The organism is Bradyrhizobium sp. Arg237L, from assembly GCF_029990105.1.
GTDB lineage: Bacteria > Pseudomonadota > Alphaproteobacteria > Rhizobiales > Xanthobacteraceae > Bradyrhizobium.
Genome location: NZ_JAQMIL010000018.1, coordinates 1 through 21,542 on the forward strand (window position 1 = coordinate 1; position 21,542 = coordinate 21,542).

Annotated in this window: 16 protein-coding genes; 4 read left to right on the top strand and 12 right to left on the bottom strand. The window is 63.4% G+C overall.

The features are described from left to right. Window positions 1-180 precede the first annotated feature (180 nt). Window positions 181-852 (bottom strand): alpha-ketoglutarate-dependent dioxygenase AlkB, encoded by a 672-nt coding sequence (locus OZ411_RS13255; RefSeq protein ID WP_349017008.1) that lies wholly within the window; start codon window positions 850-852, stop codon window positions 181-183. 28 nt (window positions 853-880) lie between these two features. Beyond that, window positions 881-2,608, bottom strand: coding sequence for an ATP-dependent Clp protease adaptor ClpS (locus OZ411_RS13260; protein WP_282528297.1), 1,728 nt, complete (start codon window positions 2,606-2,608; stop codon window positions 881-883). A 295-nt stretch (window positions 2,609-2,903) separates the two neighbouring features. Between OZ411_RS13260 and OZ411_RS13265 the strand changes: the two genes are divergently transcribed. The 4 genes from OZ411_RS13265 (at window position 2,904) to OZ411_RS13280 (ending at window position 8,309) form a co-directional block, all read left to right on the top strand. Then, window positions 2,904-5,225: a Tex family protein gene (locus OZ411_RS13265; protein WP_282528298.1), complete on the top strand. Its 2,322-nt coding sequence runs from the start codon at window positions 2,904-2,906 to the stop codon at window positions 5,223-5,225. A gap of 247 nt (window positions 5,226-5,472) precedes the next feature. Continuing rightward, the gene (locus tag OZ411_RS13270) at window positions 5,473-6,051 is read left to right on the top strand and encodes a hypothetical protein (protein ID WP_282528299.1); all 579 of its coding nucleotides are present in this window, start codon (window positions 5,473-5,475) and stop codon (window positions 6,049-6,051) included. A 202-nt stretch (window positions 6,052-6,253) separates the two neighbouring features. Further along, window positions 6,254-6,946 (top strand): response regulator transcription factor, encoded by a 693-nt coding sequence (locus tag OZ411_RS13275; RefSeq protein WP_282528300.1) that lies wholly within the window; start codon window positions 6,254-6,256, stop codon window positions 6,944-6,946. Further along, window positions 6,933-8,309 carry an ATP-binding protein gene (locus tag OZ411_RS13280; RefSeq protein WP_282528301.1) on the top strand — a complete coding sequence of 459 codons (1,377 nt, stop codon included), beginning with the start codon at window positions 6,933-6,935 and terminating at the stop codon, window positions 8,307-8,309. Before OZ411_RS13275 ends, OZ411_RS13280 begins: the two co-directional genes overlap by 14 nt. Here the strand turns inward: OZ411_RS13280 and OZ411_RS13285 are convergent. From OZ411_RS13285 to OZ411_RS13330, 10 genes are all read right to left on the bottom strand, one after another. Next, window positions 8,278-9,564, bottom strand: coding sequence for a TetR/AcrR family transcriptional regulator (locus tag OZ411_RS13285; RefSeq protein WP_130578262.1), 1,287 nt, complete (start codon window positions 9,562-9,564; stop codon window positions 8,278-8,280). The two genes, OZ411_RS13280 and OZ411_RS13285, sit on opposite strands and share 32 nt — an antisense overlap. Next, window positions 9,564-10,562 (bottom strand): dipeptide ABC transporter ATP-binding protein, encoded by a 999-nt coding sequence (locus tag OZ411_RS13290; RefSeq protein ID WP_130578261.1) that lies wholly within the window; start codon window positions 10,560-10,562, stop codon window positions 9,564-9,566. Before OZ411_RS13290 ends, OZ411_RS13285 begins: the two co-directional genes overlap by 1 nt. After that, window positions 10,555-11,475, bottom strand: a complete 921-nt coding sequence (locus OZ411_RS13295; protein ID WP_282528302.1) for an ABC transporter ATP-binding protein — start codon at window positions 11,473-11,475, stop codon at window positions 10,555-10,557. Before OZ411_RS13295 ends, OZ411_RS13290 begins: the two co-directional genes overlap by 8 nt. 89 nt (window positions 11,476-11,564) lie before the next feature. Next, complete coding sequence (locus OZ411_RS13300; RefSeq protein ID WP_282528303.1) at window positions 11,565-13,271, bottom strand: ABC transporter substrate-binding protein; 1,707 nt, start codon at window positions 13,269-13,271, stop codon at window positions 11,565-11,567. Window positions 13,272-13,312: 41 nt separating this feature from the next. After that, complete coding sequence (locus tag OZ411_RS13305; RefSeq protein ID WP_282528304.1) at window positions 13,313-14,212, bottom strand: ABC transporter permease; 900 nt, start codon at window positions 14,210-14,212, stop codon at window positions 13,313-13,315. After that, complete coding sequence (locus tag OZ411_RS13310) at window positions 14,209-15,162, bottom strand: ABC transporter permease (protein ID WP_282528305.1); 954 nt, start codon at window positions 15,160-15,162, stop codon at window positions 14,209-14,211. The genes OZ411_RS13305 and OZ411_RS13310 overlap by 4 nt, the downstream gene beginning before the upstream one ends. Window positions 15,163-15,738: 576 nt before the next feature. Next, a complete protein-coding gene (locus tag OZ411_RS13315) occupies window positions 15,739-18,069 on the bottom strand; it encodes a mechanosensitive ion channel domain-containing protein (RefSeq protein ID WP_282528306.1) in 2,331 nt (776 codons plus the stop codon). A gap of 233 nt (window positions 18,070-18,302) precedes the next feature. Continuing rightward, the gene (locus OZ411_RS13320; protein WP_282528307.1) at window positions 18,303-19,172 is read right to left on the bottom strand and encodes an aromatic ring-hydroxylating dioxygenase subunit alpha; all 870 of its coding nucleotides are present in this window, start codon (window positions 19,170-19,172) and stop codon (window positions 18,303-18,305) included. 29 nt (window positions 19,173-19,201) lie between these two features. Next, complete coding sequence (locus tag OZ411_RS13325) at window positions 19,202-20,602, bottom strand: 8-oxoguanine deaminase (RefSeq protein WP_282528308.1); 1,401 nt, start codon at window positions 20,600-20,602, stop codon at window positions 19,202-19,204. Window positions 20,603-20,606: 4 nt separating this feature from the next. Continuing rightward, window positions 20,607-21,542, bottom strand: coding sequence for an ABC transporter permease (locus tag OZ411_RS13330; RefSeq protein ID WP_282528309.1), 936 nt, complete (start codon window positions 21,540-21,542; stop codon window positions 20,607-20,609).

Sequence of the window (21,542 nt, forward strand, 5' to 3'; positions counted from 1 at the left end):
ACCTGAACGAAACGAGAATTGTGTTACCCATGTCGTCGGTTTGAAGTGTTACCCATGTCGCCGGTTGCTCATTTCGTAGCCCGGGTGGAGCGCAGCGCAACCCGGGACTTCTTAAGACTGCGTTGAGAGCGGCTCCGGGTTACGCTGACGCTCACCCGGGCTACGGCACTGGTGCGCCGCTCAGTCCCGCATCGTGCGCAAGGTGATGGAGTAGCGGGGTGCTTCGACGGCGGGGATGCTATGCTCCCAGATTTGCCTGGCCTCACCCGAGAGCAGGTAGATCGACCGGGGTTGCGCCTCCAGGGTGAAGCGCTCCCACTTGTCGCCGGCCGGGCGGCGGAAGCGGAACTTGCACGGCGATCCCAGCGACAGGCCGAAGATCCGGTCGAATTGCGGCTTGTCGCGGTGCCAGCCGATGCCGACGCCGGTCTCGTATTCGGTGCAGAGCGCCTGGGCGATCTCGGTCCCTGATCCGCCAAAGGCCTCGACCTGCCCGATCACGGGGCCAAGCCAGTCGGGGATGAAATCGGCCTCGCGTAGCCGGCGCTCCGTATAGTCGTAGCGGAAGCCAAACGAGGCCACCCGCCGCTTGCCCTGATATTGGCCGAACTGGAACGGCTGCAGCGGAAGCGCCGCGATGCGCGCGATCAGTTCCCGCTCGATGTCGGGCGAAAGGAAATCGGCGGCATAGCGCAGTCCCTCCGGCGCTGAAAACGCGGAGGAATTGTCGGCAAAAAGGGCGAGCTGCTCGGTCAGGCCGGCGGTCCTTATCTCGGCATGGCAGGATCGGCCCTTAATATAGGGCGGAACAGCGCGGCATGAAGGGGGCCGTCGATCGCATCGCCGGACCAGGTGCGGCGGCCCTTCACGCGCGCGTGCGTCACTCCGCGGCCATCTCCTGCGCGCCGCCGAGCAATTTCACATTGAGGCGGCCGCCGGCGAACAGCATGTCGTCGAGCGCCTCGTCGATGTCGGCTGATATCACCGACTTGCCGCCGTCGCGCGCGATGCTGGCCTGTGCGAGGCGCCGCATCAGCTCCTTGATGAAGGCGGCGCTGACGCCATCCGTGCGCCGCACCGCTTCATCGACGGTGCTCTCCTCAAGCGGCAGGTTCTTGCCATAGAGCCGCACGAGCTTGCCGCGGCCGATCGCATCCGGCAGCGGCACCTCGATCGCTTGGTCGATGCGGCCGGGCCGGCCGGCCAGCGCGCTTTCGAGCTCTTCGGGGCGATTGGTGGTGAGCACGAACAGGATGTCGGCATCCTCCTTCAACCCGTCCATCTCGTTGAGCAATTTGTTGAGCAGCGATTCCTCGCACGGGCCCATCAGTTCGCGGTCGCTGGCAATCAGGTCTACGTCTTCGATGACGACCATCGTCGGCTGCAGCAGCCGCGCCAGATTCATGTAGGCTTCGAGCAGCCCGATCTGTTCGGCGGTGATGATCAGCGTCGTATGTCCCGGCAGGTTGGTCGCGAGATAGCGGATGGTGTGAGTTTTGCCGGTGCCCGGCGGGCCATAGAGCAGGATGCCCTTGCGCGTCGACTGACCCAGTCGGCGCAGCGCGTCGCGGCTACCGACAAAGTTCAGAACATTGCGCTCAAGCAGTCTTAGGGTCGGTTCGGGCAGGATAACGGCCTCGCGATCGATCGGCGGCAACCGGTGCACCGTTACTCCCCTTGAGCGTCCGCGATATTCGGCTCCGCCGTCGAGCGAAAGAATCTTGCCGCGATAGGAGCGTGCTGCCTGCACCGCTTGCTCGAGTTCCGAAAAACAGCGCTGCACGAAGGTGTCGCCGGTTGCGCCGGTCGGCACCGCGATCTCGATCCGGATCGCGTCCTCGTTGCGGGATTCGCGATAAATTGATAGCAGCACCGCGTAGCGAAGCTCGCCAGCGCGGCACAGCCACAATCCGTTGTTAAGACATTTCACCGCCGCCGGCTCGCCGACGTCGACTTCATAATACTGCGGCGGAGCGATCACCGGCGCATTGCGCCCGTCATTCATCAATCCCGCAAAAGTCAGCGTCTCGTAGCGATATTCTTCGTGGACGCCGAAGAAGTGGATCGGTGAGGCGAGCAATCGGTCCAGCGCGACTTGAACGTCCGCACGCATATGACCCGGAAAGCCGCGCGCCCGCGTCACGAGCTGGTTGCGCGGAATGCCGGCAAAATGCCAATCAATCGCGACGTATGTGTATCTGAATTCTTCGCCCTGCAATTTTTCGGATGCATCCCTTGCCGCGAGCAGGCAATCGCTGCAGAGGCAGGCGATCTTGTCGCCGAGCTGCACCTCCTGCACCGGCGGCGGCGCGCCGCACAAATCGCATGGGCCGCTGGTCCTTACTGCCTCGCTGGTAATCTGAAGACGATGCCCGGCCGCGCTGATGCGCTGTTGCGCGGTTTTCCAAAGCGCCGCCGCGACCCGGGACGGATAAGGGCCGCAGGTGGCATTGCCTTGCTGGTCGATCTCGGCCGCGAACAGGATCGCCTCCCGTTCCGACTTGCCGAACACGGCGCGCAAGAGCTCCCTGACGAACTCCCGTGGCGTCTCATCATCATTGTGGAAGACAAACTGAAACGATTCGGCGCCGGTATACCCGTCGTCCATGAAATACCTCTTGTACGCAACTTAAGATCGAAAGAACAAAAAAAGAACATCACGAAACCTGCCCTTCGTCAAGCAGGCCAAACTAGAAAATGTCGGAGAGCTTTGCCGGAGGACGATTCGACACATCTTCGGCAGATTGACGGCGCACAGACCGCGATACCGATTCGCCGTTCGCGCGGGCCGCGCTTGTGAACTGCCTGTCGCTGCGACTTGATCAAATCGGCGGGCATGGTCCATAAGCGGCGTCCTCGCGACCGGTGGTTCGGTTGCTTCGAAGTGGTGCAGAGGGAATTGCGTGGCAAAGATTCATCAGCAGATTGCGCAAGAGCTTGGCGTGCGCGAACAGCAGGTCGAGGCGGCCGTCACGTTGCTCGACGGGGGCGCCACGGTGCCGTTCATTGCCCGCTATCGCAAGGAATTGACCGGCGCGCTCGATGACGCGCAATTGCGCACGCTGGAAGAACGGCTCACCTATCTGCGCGAGCTCGAGGAGCGCCGCACCGCGATCCTCAATTCGATTCGCGAGCAGGGCAAGCTCGATGCCGCGCTCGAAGCGCAGATCATGGCCGCCGACAACAAGGCGCGTCTGGAGGACATCTATCTTCCCTACAAGCCGAAACGTCGCACCAAGGCCGAGATCGCCAAGGAGGCCGGGCTCGAACCTTTGTCCGAGCTGTTGATGACGCAGCCGCAGCATGATCCGAAAGCGCAGGCGGCAGGTTTCGTCGATGCGGAGAAGGGCGTGGCCGATGCCGCCGCGGCGCTGGAAGGCGCGCGCGCGATCCTGGTCGAGCGCTTCGACGAGGACGCCGATCTGATCGGCGCGCTGCGCGAGGAGGTGTGGACGAATGCGCGCATGGTCTCAGCCGTGCGCAAGGGCAAGAAGACCGAGGGCGAAAAGTTCAAGGACTATTTCGACTTCAGCGAGCCGCTGCACAAGCTGCCGTCGCACCGCATCCTGGCGCTGTTCCGCGGCGAAAAGGAGGAGATTCTCGACCTGCAGATGCAGCCGGAGGCAGAGCCGCCGGTTGCCGGCGTGCCGAGTGCCTATGAATTGAAGATCATGAAACGTTTCGGCATTTCCGATCTCGGCCGTCCCGGCGACAAATGGCTGATCGAAACCGTGCGCTGGGCGTGGCGCACCAAGATCCAGGTGCATCTCAACATCGACCTGCGCATGCGGCTGTGGACGGCGGCGGAAACCGAAGGGGTGCGGGTGTTCGCCTCCAACCTGCGCGACCTCTTGCTGGCGGCGCCCGCCGGTGCGCGTGTCACCATGGGGCTCGATCCCGGCTATCGCACCGGCGTCAAGGTCGCCGTCGTCGATGCGACCGGCAAGGTGCTGGCGACGACAGCGGTCTATCCGCACGAGCCGCAGCGGCAATGGGACGAGGCGCTCGCGATCCTCGGTAAGCTCGCCATTCAGCATCGCGTCAACCTGATCGCGATCGGCAACGGCACGGCCTCGCGCGAGACCGATAAGCTCGCCACCGAACTGGTGAAGCGGCTGCCGGACTTGAAGATGACGAAGATCGTCGTCTCGGAGGCCGGCGCTTCCGTTTATTCGGCCTCTGCCTATGCGTCGGAGGAACTGCCCGGGCTGGACGTCACCCTGCGCGGCGCGGTGTCGATCGCCCGCCGCCTGCAGGATCCGCTCGCCGAGCTGGTGAAGATCGATCCCAAGGCGATCGGCGTCGGCCAGTATCAGCACGATCTCGGCGAAAGCAAGCTGGCGCGCTCGCTCGATGCCGTGGTGGAAGACTGCGTCAACGCCGTCGGCGTCGACGTCAACACCGCCTCCGTCCCGCTGCTGTCGCGGGTGTCGGGCATCGGGCCCGGCTTAGCGCAAAGCATCGTGCAGCACCGCGACTCGAACGGCCCGTTCAAGTCGCGCAAGGCGCTGAAGGAGGTGCCGCGGCTGGGGCCGAAGGCGTTCGAGCAATGCGCCGGCTTCCTGCGCATCAATGATGGCGAGGACCCGCTCGATACGTCCGGCGTGCATCCCGAAGCCTATCCGGTGGTGCGCCGAATTCTCGCAGCGACCAAGAGCGACATCAAGGCGCTGATCGGCAACAGCGAGATCGTGCGCCAGTTGAAGCCGCAATCGTTCGTCGACGAGACCTTTGGCCTTCCGACGGTCACCGACATCCTGCGCGAACTGGAAAAGCCCGGCCGCGATCCCCGTCCGGCGTTCAAGGCTGCGGTGTTCAAGGAAGGCGTCGAGGAGATCAAGGACCTCCGGGTCGGCATGATCCTCGAGGGCACCGTCACCAATGTCGCTGCCTTCGGCGCCTTCGTCGACATCGGGGTGCATCAGGACGGGCTGGTGCACATCTCGGCGATGTCCAGGACCTTCATCAAGGATCCGCGCGAGGTCGTCAAACCCGGCGACATCGTCAAGGTGAAGGTGCTGGACGTCGAAGTCGCCCGCAAGCGCATCGCGCTGACGCTGCGGCTCGACGACGAGACCGGCAAGAAGGATTCGAAGGGCTCATCGCGCGACGGTGCTCGCGGGCCGATGACGTCCTCTGCCCCGCGCAAGCAAGAACAGCCCGGCAACGCCTTCGCCGACGCCTTCCGTCGCGCCAACGAGAAGAACGGCAAACCGTTGCGCTGAGCGGAGGCAGCCTCCGCGGGCTGATCTCTCATCGTGCTCGCGGACGCAGCCACTCACTCCAAACCTCTTCCCGTCAAGGACGGGAGACGTGCCATCGCTCGCCTTTATCAAGATCAGGCACGGAAGATAACTTTCGTGTCAGAATCTGTCACCTTTGTCAGTTGAAGTCGAAGGAAGATTTGGCTCTCCTGATCCTTCTCTTGTCGCGACGTGATGCGTCGCTGCAATTCAACCAGGAGGAATCGGGATGAAGAGCAAGCTCGTCAATTCCCTTATCGCGGGTGCGCTCACGACCGCGCTTGCGCTGGCATCGCCGGCCTTCGCTCGCGGAGGCTTCGGGGGCGGCGGCGGTGGCGGCTTCCATGGCGGCGGCATGGGCGGTGGCTTTCACGGCGGTGGCATGGGCGGCGGCTTTCACGGCGGCGGCTTTGGCGGAGGCCTCCGCGGCGGTGGCTTCGGAGGCGGGATGCATGCCATAGGCGGAGGTCCGCGTTTCGGCGGCATGGGCGGAGGACCGCGTTTTGCCGCCATAGGCGGAGGACCGCGTTTTGTGGGTGGGCGGTTTGCCAGTGCGCGGTTCGCGAATGCTGCATTCGCGCCTCGCTTCGCGAGCCCTGCCTTTCGAGGCGCAGCCTTTCGAAGCGCAGCCTTCCGGCATGGCTTCCATAACCGCTTCTTCCGCAACCGCTTCAATCGCTTTGCGTTCATCGGCGTGCCCTTCGGCTACGCCGCCTACGCCGGCTACTACGACGACTGCTGGACCAGAGTGTGGACGGGATATGGACTGCAGTGGGTCAACGTCTGCGGGTACGACGGTTACTACTGACTGCCGAACGACGGTGTGATGATCGCGCCAGGGTACCTTCCGGCGAAGCCTCGCCGGGTGGGCCTTGGGTAATCGTCACATTCATGTGAGCCGTCCCGCGCAACCATCGGAGTACGATGAGCGTCTCCGACAAAGCCAGTTGCGCGACGTCCTGGTCTGCAGGAACGCCGCGCCTTCGTGGCCAGTCATTCGGAAGAAGACCATGACGGCAGGTCATCGCCGCATTCTGGTCGTCGAGGACGACCCGGAAACCGCCGGCCAACTCGCCGAGCAACTCACGAGCAGCGGCTATGAGGTGGATCTGGCCGCGAGCGGCAACGAAGCCCTGCGCCGCGGCACGTCTCGCGACCATGCCGTGATCACGATCGACCGCATGCTTCCCGACATCGATGGCCTCACGGTCATGCGTCAATTGCGCGACGGTGGCGTCGCCGCTCCCTTCCTGATCATCAGCGCGCTCGGCGAGGTCGATGATCGGGTCCGTGGCCTGCGCGCCGGCGGCGATGATTATCTCGTCAAGCCTTTCTCCTTTGTCGAATTGCTGGCGCGGCTGGAAGCGCTTGGCCGGCGCAGCGAAACCATCGCCAAGGACACCATCCTGCGGGTCGGCGATCTCGCCATCGACCTGATCTCGCGCACCGCCAACCGCCGCGGCAAGGACATTCCGCTGCTCCCGCGGGAATTTCAGCTTCTGGAGTATCTGGTCCGCAACGAAGGCCGCGTCGTCTCCCGCGCGATGCTGCTGCAGCACGTGTGGGATCTCCACTTCGATCCCTCGACCAATATCATCGACGTCTATGTCGGACGCGTGCGTCGCAAGGTCGACGACCAGCAGGCCTATCCGTTGATCCATACCGTCCGCGGCATGGGGTACTGTCTCCGTGCTCCTGGCTGATACACTGAGGTCAACGACCTTCAAGCTGGCGCTGGCCGCGATCGTGACCTTTGGCGTAATCGCCTCCGCCATCTTCATCTATGTCTATCTGTCTACTGCCTCTTTCGTGCGCAGCCGATCAGATCAGGCCATCATGGCCGAATATTCCAGTTTGCTCGGCGCTTACGAGCGATCAGGACGCAGGGAACTGATCGAGCTGATCCAAAATCGGATAGCTGGCAGCAGTCCTGCAGAACACGTGTATCTCCTGGTCGATCATGCATCGGCCGTTCTCGCCGGCAATCTCGACAAATGGCCTTCGGCGGCCACGGCAGCGCAGGGATGGACGGAGTTTCATGCCCCTCGTGCGTCGGATGCAGCAAGTCAATCGCGGTTTCGCGCCATGTCTGCAACGCTGCCGGGCGGCGATCGTCTGCTGGTGGGAACTGATATCAGCGACCTCGACGGCTTTGCCGCCAAGATCTGGGCGGCGGTAATTGCGATCATTTTCTTGATGTTTGTGATTGCGGTGGTGGCGAGCATCCTGGTCACGCAGCGAACGGTGGGACGAATAGAAGAGATCAACGCGACCAGCCGGGCCATCATGCAAAGCGGCCTCGACAAGCGAATTCCGCTGCGCGGCAGTCATGACGAATGGGATCGCGTGGCGGAGAACCTGAACCTGATGCTCGATCGCATCGAGGCCTTGATGGGCGACGTCAAGCAGGTGAGCGACAATGTCGCGCATGATCTGCGGACGCCGCTCACCCGGATGCGCGGACGGCTGGAGAAGGCCTTTCACGGCGGGCGTATCGGCGAGAACGATCAAGCGCTGATCGGCGACACGATCGCGGACCTCGATGCTGTCCTGGGGATGTTTTCGTCGATCACGCGGATCGCGCATATCGAGACCCAGGTGCGCAAGGGCGCGTTTCGCAACGTGAACCTGGTCGAGATCGCAAGCGAGGTTGTCGAGCTCTATGATGCCGCGGCGGAGCGCGATGGCACCGATCTTTCCATAACTGGCGACCGCGAGGTGCGGGTGACCGGCGACCGCGATCTCCTGTTCGATGCCATCGCCAACCTCGTGGACAATGCCATCAAGCACGGCCGCGCCGGTGGCAAGATCGTGGTCGCCTGCGAAAATGTCGATGACGGGGCCGTCATTGCGATCACGGATGACGGGCCCGGAATTCCCCAGTGCGAACGCGACCATGTCTTCAAGCGATTTTACCGGCTCGAGCAGAGCCGCTACACGCCTGGAAACGGCCTTGGACTGAGCCTAGTCGCCGCGGTGGCCAACCTTCATGGCGCCCGGATCGAGATGCTCGATCATTCACCGGGTCTTCAGTTCAAGCTCTGGTTCTCGGCGCCGGCGAGTTAGCGGAATTGTCTGTCGACAACAGGCCAGTGAAGAGCGGACGGGCGTAGAGCCGAACCGCGGTCTCCGGGGTGATACCAGGCGCCCATCGCTGCAACTCGGACGCTGCATTGACCATCGTCGACACGAGCTGCGCGGCAATGGAGGCGTCGAGCGTGCGCACCTGGCCCTGTTCCATTCCTTCCACGATAAACCTGCCGAAACGCTCGGTGAGGCGGTTGAGCCCGGCCTGGGCATCCTTTCGCCGGCCGAGCGGGAGCGCACCCCAGGCAGTGATCCGCAGCAGGGGTCCCTGATCGGACAGTTGAAAGCGGACAAGCTCCCGCGCGCTCGTGCAGAGGCGAGCCCAACCGGATGGGCTGCGCTCGATGGCGAGCGACTGCATTCTCCGGACCACGTCAAAGGTTCGTTCGAAGCAGGCGAGGATCAATTCGTCCTTGCTCGTGTAGTGATGATAGAACGATCCCTTGGTCAGGTTGAGGCTGCTCGCGATCCTTTCCAGCGATGCGCCGCGATAGCCCTGTTCATTCACCATCATGGTGGCCGCGCGCAGAAAGGCCTCTGGAACGACGTCCCGTGCGGTCGCAGCTCGCGGCCAACCGAGCTCGGGCGCTCCGCCTTCCCGCCAGGATTTGGGGGACCGGGCAAGGCCATCGATCAGGATCGCAGACATCCTTTCAGCCGCCGGCCGATAGTCGGACGGCTCATAGCGTGATATCCACGCCCGCATCATGTTGACGAGCGACAGCAGGAGGTGGGCTCTCGCATTTCGCGACAGGCGATCTTCCGCCGACTCGCTGCGGGGAAGCAGCGAGCGCACGCTGCGGAACAGATCGTTGTAGGCGTCGAACACGCGACGTGCATGGGATCCGGTCAGTGCGCGGATATCGTTGAAGAACACCAGCTCGTCCCGCGTGCCGGTGGCGATCTCCGCCAAGAGATTGGCGTAGCCGCATACATAGCTGCGGATTCTGTCTTCCGGCCGGCTCTCCCGTGCCGCGTCGAGGACCACGGTTTTGGTTGTCTCTATCGCCGCGAGCAGACATGCCGCCGCGAGGTCTTCCTTGCGGCGATAGTAGTAGGTGATGCTGTGGGTCAGGAGCCCGACATCCGCTGCGATCTCGGCCAAAGTCGCGCCCTTCAGGCCATCGCGGTTGAACAGGCGCGCCGATGTTCCGATGATCGCCTCGCGCCGCTTCAGGTATTTTTGCGTGTACCGAGCCGGATCACTGCGCCGCGTCGACCTCTCGGACGGCATTATTGTGCGGCCATGTCGTGGAGGTGGCAGGCGACGGCCCGACCGGCACCGAGGTCGCGCAGCGCAGGATCCTCGTGTCGACAGCGATCCATCGCAAGCGGACAGCGCGTGTGAAAGCGACAGCCGGACGGCGGATTCATGGCGCTCGGCACCTCGCCCGAGACCGGAACGCGTTTGCGGGTGGCCTCGACGACGGGATCTGCGACCGGCACGGCCGCCAGCAGTGCCTGGGTATAAGGATGGAGCGGCTTACGATAAATCTCGTCCCGTGCCGCGATTTCGACGATCCGCCCAAGGTACATCACGGCGATGCGGTCGCTGACGTGGCGGACCACGGCAAGGTCATGGGCGATGAAGAGATAGGCCATGCCGAGCCGCTGCTGCAGCTCGACGAAGACGTTCACCACCTGCGCCTGGATCGACACGTCAAGCGCAGAGACCGGTTCATCGCAGATGATGAGCGCGGGCTCAAGTGCCAGCGCGCGCGCAATGCCGATCCGCTGTCGTTGGCCGCCGGAGAATTCGTGCGGGAAGCGGTCGGCCATGTCGGGCAACAGCCCGACAGTCCGCATCAACTGGGCGATTCGTTGATCAAAGGCCTTCCTGTCGTTCGCGAGGCCATGAACCTCGAGCGGTTCGCCGATGATATCGCGGACCTTCATGCGCGGATTGAGCGATCCGAACGGATCCTGATAGACCATCTGCATGCGCCGGCGCAGCGGACGCAGGCTGGACTTGTCGAAATGGGTAATGTCCTGGCCTTCGAACTCGATGCGCCCGCCGGACGGCTCCAACATCCGCAGGATTGCAAGGCCCGTCGTCGATTTTCCGCAACCGCTCTCGCCGACAAGGCCAAGCGTTTCGCCGCGTTTCAACTGGAAGGAGACGCCGTCGACGGCCTTTACCGTCGCCACCTGCTTGCGGAACACCGCGCCCTTGTGCACGGGGAAGTGCACCTGCAGATCATCGACGCGGAGGAGGACATCGGCCTCAGACATGTGCTGGTGTCTCCAGCCAGCAGGCGGTTTGGTGTTGCGGGCCTATCTCGGCCAGCGCCGGCCGCTCGCGCTGGCAAAGCTCGGTGGCCTGCCTGCAGCGCGGCGCGAACGCGCATCCTGTCGGCAGCCTGGCGAGGTTGGGCGGCTGTCCGTCGATCGGCACCAGGCGCTTGCTGGTGTCGCCGTCGAGCCGCGGCACCGACGCCATCAGGCCGCGCGTATAGGGGTGGCGGGGATTGGCATAAAGCTCGCGCGCCGGCGCCTGTTCCACCACGCGCCCCGCATACATCACGACGACGCGGTCCGCATATCGTGCGACCACTCCGAGGTCGTGCGTGATCAGGATCAGCGAGCAATGGGAACTTTGGGCGAGATCCTTCAGGAGATCGAGGATCTGCGCCTGAACCGTCACGTCGAGCGCCGTGGTCGGCTCGTCAGCGATGATCAGCCGTGGCTCGCAGGCCAGCGCCATCGCGATCATGGCACGCTGGCGCATGCCGCCCGAGAACTGATGCGGATAGGCGCGGAGCCGCGATTCCGCATCCGACATCCGCACCCGTCCGAGCAGTTGCTTGGCCGTGCCGAGCGCCGCATCCCAGGGCTTGCGCCGATGGACATTGATCGGTTCGGCAACCTGCAATCCCACCGTGAGCACCGGATTGAGCGAGCTCATCGGCTCCTGGAAGATCATGGCGATGCGGTTGCCGCGTATCTCCATGATCTCGCGCTCGGAGAGCTTGGTGAGGTCAGTGCCTTCGAACAGGATCTCGCCGCTTTCGATCCGGCCGGGCGGCGAGGGGATCAGGCGCAGGATCGACAGCGCGGTCACGCTCTTGCCTGAGCCCGACTCGCCGACAACAGCCACCGTCTCGCCCACGCCGACATCGAAGGAGACGTCATCGACGGCGGTCACCGCCCCCCGCCCGCGACCGAACCGGGTCACGAGGTTGCGTACGCTAAGGAGAGGTTTGGCTGCCGTCGTCATTGCAAGGCTCACCGTTCCTAATAACCAAGCTTCTTCTTCAAGCCCTGATCGATCCAGAGTCGAGCATGGATAGGACCGGGTCGCTCGGAGCCGACACGCAGTTCGCCGCCATAGTTCTTCACCCACGGCCACCATGCCGTATAGAAGTAGTCGACGGGCAGCCAGATATAGGGGACCTTGTCCACGATCTCGCGCGTCAACGCCTTGATCATTTCCTGGCGCTTTGACTCGTCCCGCTCCAGGTAGACGTCGTTCATCTTTTTATCGAACTCTGGATCGGAGTATTGCGACGGATTCCAGGTCTGCTTGGTGACGAAGCTCTTGCGGATCGACGTCGTGGGATTGGTGTGGCCGTTGCGCATGAAATAGCCCGCGGCGTTGGTCTTCGTCGTCATGGCGGAGAGGAAGGCGCCATATTCCATCGGCTGGATCTCCAGCTTGACGCCCACTTTCTCTAGATAAGCCGCAACCAGCGGCAGCAGATCCATGTGATCCGGCGAGCAGGAGCAGACCTGGACCTTGAAGGAGAAGCCGTTTGGGTATCCGGCCTCCTTCAGCAAGGCCTTCGCCTTGTCAGGATTGTAGGTGAAGAGCTCCTTCACGCTGTCGGGCATGCTCTCCAGCGGCTCGTAATAGCCGATGTAGTCCGGATGCATGGGATAGGCGAACAGTTCGGCATTGCCATTATAGTAGGAGGCCACGATCTCCTTCTTGTTGACCGCCATGTTCAGGGCGCGTCGCACACGAATGTCGTCGAACGGCTTGGTGTCGACGCGCATGGCGAGGAAGGTGCCGCCGGTCCCGAGCGAACGCGACCACTGCAATTGGGGCGCACTCTTCTTCAATTCGTCCACGGCGGTCCATCTGATCGATTCGAGAAGGTCGAGCTTGGCAGTGCGGAGCGCGGTGAGGTATGTGGCCTCGTCCTTTATGGTGCGATAGACGATCTTGTCGACGAACGGCAGCTTGTACTCCTGGCCGCCGATCTTTTCCTTGTCCCAGTAGATAGGGTTCTTCGAGAATGTGACGGCGTTGCCCTGGACATAGTCGGTCAGCATGAATGGGCCGGTGCCGTTGGCGTTCTTCCAGTTGCCGGCGCCGGCGTCGACCACTTCCTTCGGCACGATGCCGGAATAATAGCCCCAGCCGAAACGGTAATCCCACTCGGCGTGATAGTTGTTGAAGGTAAAGACGACCGTATGCGGGTCGGTCGCCTCGACTTTCTGCACATGATCGAAATAGGTCGGGACCTTCTTCGGGCTCTTGTCGAGGCGGTAGTAGCTTTGCACGACGTCGTCGGCGACGAGCTCGCGTGAGGCCATCACGCCCGGCTTTTCGGGAAACATGACGCCCTTGCGGAGCTTGACCTCGACGCGGAGCGGATTTTCCTTCCATTCCCAGCTTTCCGCGAGTTCACCCTTGATGGCGTCGCTCGGCAGCCAGGCGTCGGGCACGAAGCTGTATTTGCCGCCGTTGCGCTTGGCCTTGGAAAGATCGCCGACAAAGAGCTGTTCGTACATCAGCCCGGTGTCCTGCTGGAATTTCCAGGTCCAGTCGGCGGGATCCCACGACAGGGGCGACAGGGTCACATAGACCATGCCGATGTTGAGCGTGCCGCCCGCTTGCGGCTTTTCATCCGCCAGGGCTGGCGACTGCGCCAGGCCAAGCGTGGCCGCGATGGCCAAACCTCGCGCGAAACCGCCGAACGTCGTCTTCCGATCCATGTTCCTCTCCCTCCTCTTTGTTTGTTTTGTATGGCCGCCGGCTATCGCGATCCGCGCATGCGCGGGTCGAGCAGGTCGCGCAGGGCATCGCCAAAGACGTTGGTGGCATAGACGACGATGGTCAGGCAGAGCCCCGGCGCCAGGGCCAGCCATGGACCCTGGAACATGTACGTTCGCCCGCTGCCCGACAGCAGTCCGCCCCAGGTCGGCGCCGGCGGGGGAACGCCAAGACCGAGAAACGACAGTCCGGATTCGACGAGGATCACGGCGCCGACGCGGGTCGTGAACAGCACGATGATCGGCGGCATGATGTTGGGCAGGATATGCCGCCAAAGGATACGGCTGGTGGAGGCACCGATCGACTGGCTGGCGTGCACATACATGTGCTCGCGCACGGAGACGACGGCGCCGCCTATGATGCGGGAGCCGGCGATGCCGAAGGCAAGGCTCAACACGCCGATGATCTGCGGCATGCCCGGACCGACCACGGAGACGACGGCGATCAGGATCACGAGTTCGGGAAAGGACATGTAGGCATCGACGAACCGCTGCGTGATCATATCGAAGCGGCCGCCGAGATAGCCTGTCAGCGCGCCGATCAGCACCGAGATCACGGTTGCGAGAAACGCGGCCGAGAAACCGATGATCACCGAAAGGCGGGCGCCATACAGGCAGCGCGAGAACAGGTCCCGGCCGAGATTGTCGGTGCCGAAGAGATGCGCCCACGACGGCGGCTTCAGCCGCTGTATGGGATTGATCTCGTTGAAGCCATAGGGCGCCAGCACATCCGCGAACAGGCCGGCAAAGACGAACAGCAGAAAGATGATTCCGGCCGCGGCACCAAACGGCTTCTCGCGGAACAGGCGGCCCAGAAACTGCAGTGCTGGGTTGCGTCTCGTCTCCTGGCCGACGGAGGGATTGGCCTGTTCGATCGCCGTCATCTGGTCCTCACCCGGGGATCGAGCAGCCCGTAGCTGAGATCGACCATGAGGTTGATGAGCATCACTGCGAGTCCCACCGTCAGGAACACGCCGGTGATAATCGGGTAGTCTCGCTGATTCACCGCCTCGAGCAGGAGAAGCCCCATGCCGGGGATGACGAAGATCTGCTCGATGATGATGGCGCCGCCGATCAGCAAGGGGGCCTGGAGGCCCACGAGCGTAATCACGGGAATGAGGGCGTTGCGCAAGGCGTGGCGCATGATGACGAGGCGTTGGTTGAGACCCTTGGCGCGGGCGGTGCGGATGTAGTCCTGGCGCAGCACCTCCAGCATCATGGTGCGCGTCATGCGCATCGTGACAGCCGACAGGCTCGCGCCGAGAACCATGGCCGGCACGATCATCTGCTTGAGGTTCTGGATCGGGTCGTCGCCGAACTTCACGTAGTTCACTTCGGGCGACCAGCCCCACCAGATCGATGGGAACACCATCACCATGGTGCCCATCCAGAAGCTCGGCACGGCCAGCAGGAGGATCGAAAACGAGCGCGCGACGAAATCTCCCACCGTGTCCTGCCGAACGGCGGAGTAGACGCCAATCGGGAGCGCGATCACGAGACCCACCGCGAGCGCGATGACGCCGAGCTCAAAGGTGACAGGCAGGCGCTGCAGGACGAGCTCGAGGACGGGAGTCGACTGCCAGAGCGACCGGCCGAAATCGCCTTTCAAGATGCCGGCGATCCAGATCAGGTATTGTTCGGCCATAGGCTTGTCGAGGCCGAGCGCATGAACGAGCTGTTCGCGGCTCAGCTTGTCGGCCGCCAGATCGTTCTGGCTCAGCATCATGTCGATCACGTCGCCCGGAATCATCCGTACCGTGGCGAACACGATCAGACTGGCAAACAGCAGCGTGGGGATCAGCGCCAGCAGCCGGCGCACAATGTATCCGTACAAGGGCCTACCCGCTGATGGTAGCAGCCATCGAGCATTCCGGAAGTTCGAAAAGAGTCTTCGCTGGCTTCACCTTGCAGTCCTCCCTCTTGCAATCGGTCTGTTGCCGATTTTTCGTGAGGAGAAATTCGCCGCTCAACTTGCGTTGCAACGCGGCAATTTCTAGCGTTTCCTCACTGTTGTTAGGATCGTATCACCGCTTAGCGCGCTTGCAACAGCTTCGTGGATGCGACGACTGCCTCCGAGCGCGCTGGCAGCCACCATACTCGGTTTTTGAAAATGCAGGTGCGGCTCGTGGCCGCAGTGGGGTCACGATCAGGGCGCCGGAAGAAAGTTCCTGGAGCATGATGAGATGAGATCGAATCGTATCCGCGATGAACGCTGCGCTCCCTCTCCCGCAAGCGGGAGAGGGCTGGGGTGAGGGTGTCTCCACGATGGGACTTTCCGTGGGGAGAGAGCCCTCACCCGCTGCGCCAAGAGCGCAGCGACCTCTCCCGCAAGCGGGAGAGGTGGGAGGCTTGCGATGTCCAACCGATCCGATCAGTTCGGATCATGCTGCTGCGCGGAATATCGCCGCGGTTATTCCGCGGCTTCCGCGCCGCGTGGCTCGTCTTTCCGCTCGAGCGGCGACTGCAGCACGAGCATCGTCTGCGGTGGCCGGGCGATCTGGATGTTGAGTTCGTGGAAGCGCTTCTTCATCCGCCGGTAGAACTCGCGCTGCACCGGCCAGCGTCCGGAGTCGGTGCATTGGATCTGCCCGACGATGGTCGTCATGGTGGCATCGACCTTGTCGACGCCCCAGAGATCGAGATCACCGCGGATCATGTGCTGGAATGCGGGATCCTTGCGCAGCTCGGCGCCGATCTCCTTCAGCACGGCGCCGACGCGATCGGGATCTTCGTTGTAGTCCACGTTGACGCTGACCGCGGCATTGCCGATGCCGCGGTTGGTATTGGTGACTGATGTCACCGAGCTGAACGGGATGATGTGCACGGAACCATCGCCGGCGCGCAGCCGGATGGTGCGGATCGAGAGGTTCTCGACGACACCAGACAGGCCCGACACGGTAACGAAGTCGCCGACCTGCATCGCGTTCTCGAGCAGGAGGAACAGCCCGGTGATGACGTCCTGCACCAGTTTCTGCGAGCCGAAGCCGATGGCGATGCCGACGATGCCGGCGCCGGCCAGGAGTGGCGCGATGTTGACGCCGAGCTGGCTCAGCGCCGTCAGCGCGACGACGGTGAGGATGATCGACAGCAGCGTCGTGCGCAGCATCGGCAGGAAGGTGCGCATCCGCGCGGCGCGGGCGTAGCGTCCCTCGCGCGAGAGCTGCAGCAGATGCTGCTCGACGGCGGCATTGACCGCTTCCCAGATCGCAAGCGCGACCACGCCGGCGATGGCGACCGTGATCAGCGCCGATAGCAGGCGGCCGCCGATATGATCGCTCGTGAACCATTCCGCCGCATCCAGGCCCCAGACCTCGAGCAGCGCGATCACGGTGATGACAGCGATCACGCCCGAGACGATGCTCCGCAACGCAGGGAAATACCGGTTGGCGCGTGCTTCGAGGCCCGGAAACTGGCGCGTGAATTCCGGGCTGATGCGGAACACGCGGTCCAGCGCCGCCATCATCGCGATCTGCGCCAGCCGCGCGATCAGGAGCACGGCGACGCTGGCAACGAAATAGCGGAACAATAGCGTATAGCCGTTCTGCACCCGCAGCGCCCAGACGGTCCATAGCGCGAGGTCGAGGACGATCGCGAGAATGTGCCAGACGTCGGCGAAGCGGTTGCGCATCACTACGAGCGGGCCGCGCGCGCCCTCCGGCGCCCGGATCCAGTCGGCGACGCCGCGGCGGCATTGCAGGATGATGATGACCACGAACAAGTGCACCACCAGCATCAACAGCCGGATCAGGGCGTGATAGGCCGGCCGGTACAGGCCGAGCAGCAGCGCGATGTTGGAGAGGGCGACGCCGAACACGGTGACGGCCACGATGCGCCGCCACCAGATGTCGAGATAGGCGGCAGCCTCGTCGCGGATGATGAGTAGGCTGGGCTGGCTGGAGGCCGGCGAGATCACCGCGGCGGTGACAGCGAGGATGCTGCCGTAGATCACATAGGCATTGACCATCGCCAGGATGACGACGCGGGGCGTCGGTGCCCGGCCGATGTCGGTCGCGAGCAGGAGATTGCCGATCGCCGCGAAGCAGATCACCGGCAGCAGGTCAAGGAACAGTCGAGCTAATGCAAAGGGAAGCCGGATGGCGAGCTGCCAGGCATAGGTGAGCGTTGCATGCCAGCGCCGGACCGGCTGCGTTTCGGTGGCCGCACCTGCATCCCGCGCGGTATCTGCATGCCGCGCGCGCAATGGAATATAGCGGTCGATGGCGGCGAGCGGACGCCGGATCACGCGGCGGATGATCCATTCCGCCATGAAAGCGCAGGCGATGACGAGCACGAGCCGCCACGCCGTGTCGAGCAGCATCTGCTGCATGTACGGATTGGTGGTGAGATTGACCAGCCAGCCCCAGATCATCGGAAAGTCGGACACGGTGCGGGCCGCGGTGGCGAGCTGGTCCGAGACGTCGCCGAACCAGTCCGAGACTTCGGCGAGAAGCTGGACGCCGAGATTATCGGTGAAGGCCGGCGGCGACGCCGAACCTTGCGGCTGCGCGGGTGCGCCGGAGGAGGACGCTTTCGCGATGGTCTGCAGCGTCTGGATGAGCTGCGCCCGCTTCTGGTCGTCCTGCAGGATATCCAGGGTCGCTTGCGCCTGCGCCGCTGCTGTCGGCGGCGGGGGAGGCGGCGGCGACGTGTTCGGAAGAAGCATCTGCGATCGCGCCGGCGAAATCAGCAGCAGCAGACAGGTGAGCGCAATCGTGATGAATCGGAGATATTTGCTCGGCATGAAAACGCAGCGATCATGAGGGGTGGCGGGAATCGCGTGTATTTAACGCCGGTACGGCCATAGTTTGGCATGCCTGTGACAGCCATCACCCTGCCTGCCAACGCATTAGAGCGTTTTCGAGCGAAGTGGACACTGGTTCGCGTGAAGAAAACGCGTCAAAACAAGAATCTAGAGCTTCGATTCTGATCCAATCAGAACCGAAAATGCTCTAGTCACAAGTTGTTCCAAGACCCCTACGAAAATGCCGCCGCCGCCCCAAGCGTGGTTCCATAAACCACCCCTTTTTCCTTCAGCCAGCGCCGGTATACCACGGAGGAAGCGTCCGCCCGGGTCGGGATTTCCGCGCGCGGTTCCAGCGGCAGTAGCCGCGGGCGCTGATTCTCCAGGATGATGCGGTCCTGCAGGAAGATCATCTGCTGGAATTGGACGAGATTGGCGAGTTCGGAGGTGTCGTCGATCAGGAACCCCACCGGGTGGGCGCGGCAATGGTCGGGATCGAGCGGCTGCACGAACAGGCAGATCACGTCCCAGCGATCGGCGACATTCGGGCAGGTCTTGTAGAGCAGCGTCGCGAAGGGGGCGGCGACCCGGTAGACATATTGCGTGACAATGCCGTCTTTTGCCGATAGCGCCGCGTGCGGCTGGAAGAATTCGCAGTCGGTGGCCCAGACCTCGTCGACGTCGCGGCGGATCTCGGTGGTGTAGTGGCGCACCTCAGTATGCGGCTCGGCGCCGAGGATATCGGTGTGGACGAAGGGGAAATGCGCCATATCGAGGAAATTTTCGACGATACGCAGACCCGACGAGCGCACCGAGACCGCGCCGCAGACCACATGCCGCCGATCCGCTTCCTCGGCTTCGGGAAGCGGCAACACGTCGCGATCAGGCTTTCCCAGCGTGGTCCAGAGGTAGCCGTAACGCTCTCGCACCGGCAGCGGATCGTCGCGGTCTTCCGCCGAGACGATGATCGCGCCATCGGCATCGCGGAAGGTGGTCAGCTCAATGCCGAGCAGGCGATTGCGCCGGGGCGATGTCGGGATGTCGCTGAGTGCATCCAGCACGTACCACTGGTTCAGCGTGCCGGGGTCGATGTTGCCATTCATGGTGCAAGCTCCGCTTCGTTGCGGTTGGCCTATTGCTGGTAGATTCGTTGCATGATCTTCGCGTGGTCTGCAAGCGACGCCTCGATGTCGTGATGTACGAATTCGCCGCGGCGGATGATGTTGCGCCCGTTGATGAAGGAATAGTCCACCTTGAACGGGCCGCACATGATCATCGCCGCGAGCGGATCGCGCTGGGTCCCGGAGAGCCCAAGCTGGTTGAGCCTGACCGCGATGAAGTCCGCGCTCATGCCGGGTGCGAGATAGCCGATATCGTCACGGCCGAGCAGTTTGGCGCCGCCGCGCGTCGCCATGTCCAGCGCCTCGCGCGCCGACAGCGCCTTCGGGGTGCCGCCAAATCCGCCGCGGCCGCCGGGCGCCTCCGAGAGATAGCGGTGCGGCGCGACCCGCTGCAGCATCTGCGCCAGCCGCGCCTCGAGGAACAGGTTGGAAGTGTCGTTGGAAGCGGAGCCGTCGACACCGAGCCCGCAGGTGACGCCGGCGTCACGCATCTCGCGGATTTTTGCAATGCCCTGGCCGCACCGCATGTTGGCGGAGGGGCAATGCACCATGCCGGTGCCGGTCTCGGCGAAGGTCTTGATCTCGCCGCTGTCGAGGAAGATGGCGTGGGCGAACCAGACATCCGGCCCGAGCCAATCGACCGAGCCGGCGAATTCCACCGGCCGCATGCCGTAGATATCGCGGCAATAGACCTCTTCATCGAGATCTTCCGCGAGATGCGCATGCAGGTGCACCGCCTTATGACTGCGCGCAAGCTGGGCGGCTTCCTTCATCAGGCCTGGTGTTACCGAGAAGGGCGAGCAGGGCGCGAGCACGATGCGGCTCATCGCGTGCCGGCTCGGGTCATGATAGGTCTGGATCAGCCGTTCGGCATCTTTCAGGATGTCCGCTTCCTTCTCGACGCAATTGTCCGGCGGCAGTCCGCCCTGGCTCTTGCCGCGGGACATCGCGCCGCGCGCGGCATGGAAGCGCAGGCCGAGCTCCTGTGCCGCCTGGATCGTGCTGTCGAGCCGGACATTATTGGGCTGGATATAGAGATGATCGGAGCTGGTGGTGCAGCCGGAGGCGATCAATTCCGCCATCGCGACGCGGGCCGAGACATAGATCGCCTCGTCATCGAGCTCCGCCCAGATCGGATAGAGCGTGGTCAGCCAGACGAACAATTCATCGTCCTGCACCATCACCCGCGTCAGGTTCTGGTACATGTGATGGTGGGTGTTGACCATGCCGGGCATCACCAGATGTCCGGAAAGATCGAGCACGTCGTCGGCGACAAGATGCGCAAGCTCCGCATTGCTGCCGACCGCCTCAACGACATTGTCGCGGACGAACAGCGCGCCGCCTTTGATCTCGCGATTGGCATCGTCGAAGGTCGCGAGATGATCGATGTTCTTTACAAGCAGCGTCGACATAAGGTCACCGCAGGTCACGATAATAGGGAACGCCGAGCGCGGCAGGCGCGGCCATCACCTGGCGCATGCGGTGCCATGCGACGACGGGAACGACGATGAAGGCGATGGTGCCGAGATAGGGCAGCATCGAGAGCACTGGCGCGGCGATCGGCCAGTTGCGCGCCTGCCCGACGAAGCCGAGCGACGTGATGACGCCGAATAGCAGTGCCGCCAGCACCGCATTCAGCGGGCGGTAGCCGGCGAAGATCACCAGCGCCACCGCGATCCAGCCGCGGCCGGCGACGACGCCTTCCGACCAGGAGGGAACGAAAGCGAGCGTGAGATAGGCACCGGCGCCGGCGGCGAGCGCCGCGCCCGCGGTCACATACCAGAAGCGGATCCGCTGCACGGCGATCCCTGCGGCATCGGCCGCTGCCGGGTTTTCGCCGACCGCGCGCAGGTTGAGGCCGTGGCGGGTGCGGAACATCAGGACATGCAGCATCACCGGCAGGATGATGTAGATCAGGTAGACCAGCACATTCTGCGTGAACAGCACCTGGCCGATCAGCGGGATCGAGCTGAGATAGGGGATCTCGACGCCGGTAAACGTCGCCGGTGCCGGGATTCCGGAATAGGCCTTGCCGACGGTCGCGGCAAAGCCGGTGCCCATCAAGGTCAATGCGAGGCCGCACAGCACCTGGTTGGCGCGCAGGTAGACCGTGATCGCGGCAAACACCATGCCGACCACGAACCCAACCACGAGCGCCAGCGCGAAACCGGCGGTCGGACTCTTGGTCGTGACGACGGCGGCAACGCCGGTGATCGCGCCGAGCGCCATCAATCCTTCGACGCCGAGATTGACCACGCCGACGCGCTCGGCCAGCACCTCGCCAAGCGCGGCCAGCGCCAGCACGCCGCCGGCAAGCAGCGAAGTGTGCAGGATGCCTGCGATCAGGTCCAT

Bases quoted from the DNA above. Each gene is read 5' to 3' on its own strand.
- OZ411_RS13260 (WP_282528297.1), bottom strand. From the start codon at position 2,608: ATGGACGACGGGTATACCGGCGCCGAATCGTTTCAGTTTGTCTTCCAC.
- OZ411_RS13270 (WP_282528299.1), top strand. From the start codon at position 5,473: ATGAAGAGCAAGCTCGTCAATTCCCTTATCGCGGGTGCGCTCACGACC.
- OZ411_RS13275 (WP_282528300.1), top strand. From the start codon at position 6,254: ATGACGGCAGGTCATCGCCGCATTCTGGTCGTCGAGGACGACCCGGAA.
- OZ411_RS13285 (WP_130578262.1), bottom strand. From the start codon at position 9,564: ATGCCGTCCGAGAGGTCGACGCGGCGCAGTGATCCGGCTCGGTACACG.
- OZ411_RS13290 (WP_130578261.1), bottom strand. From the start codon at position 10,562: ATGTCTGAGGCCGATGTCCTCCTCCGCGTCGATGATCTGCAGGTGCAC.
- OZ411_RS13300 (WP_282528303.1), bottom strand. From the start codon at position 13,271: ATGGATCGGAAGACGACGTTCGGCGGTTTCGCGCGAGGTTTGGCCATC.
- OZ411_RS13305 (WP_282528304.1), bottom strand. From the start codon at position 14,212: ATGACGGCGATCGAACAGGCCAATCCCTCCGTCGGCCAGGAGACGAGA.
- OZ411_RS13315 (WP_282528306.1), bottom strand. From the start codon at position 18,069: ATGCCGAGCAAATATCTCCGATTCATCACGATTGCGCTCACCTGTCTG.
- OZ411_RS13320 (WP_282528307.1), bottom strand. From the start codon at position 19,172: ATGAATGGCAACATCGACCCCGGCACGCTGAACCAGTGGTACGTGCTG.
- OZ411_RS13325 (WP_282528308.1), bottom strand. From the start codon at position 20,602: ATGTCGACGCTGCTTGTAAAGAACATCGATCATCTCGCGACCTTCGAC.
- OZ411_RS13330 (WP_282528309.1), bottom strand. From the start codon at position 21,542: ATGGACCTGATCGCAGGCATCCTGCACACTTCGCTGCTTGCCGGCGGC.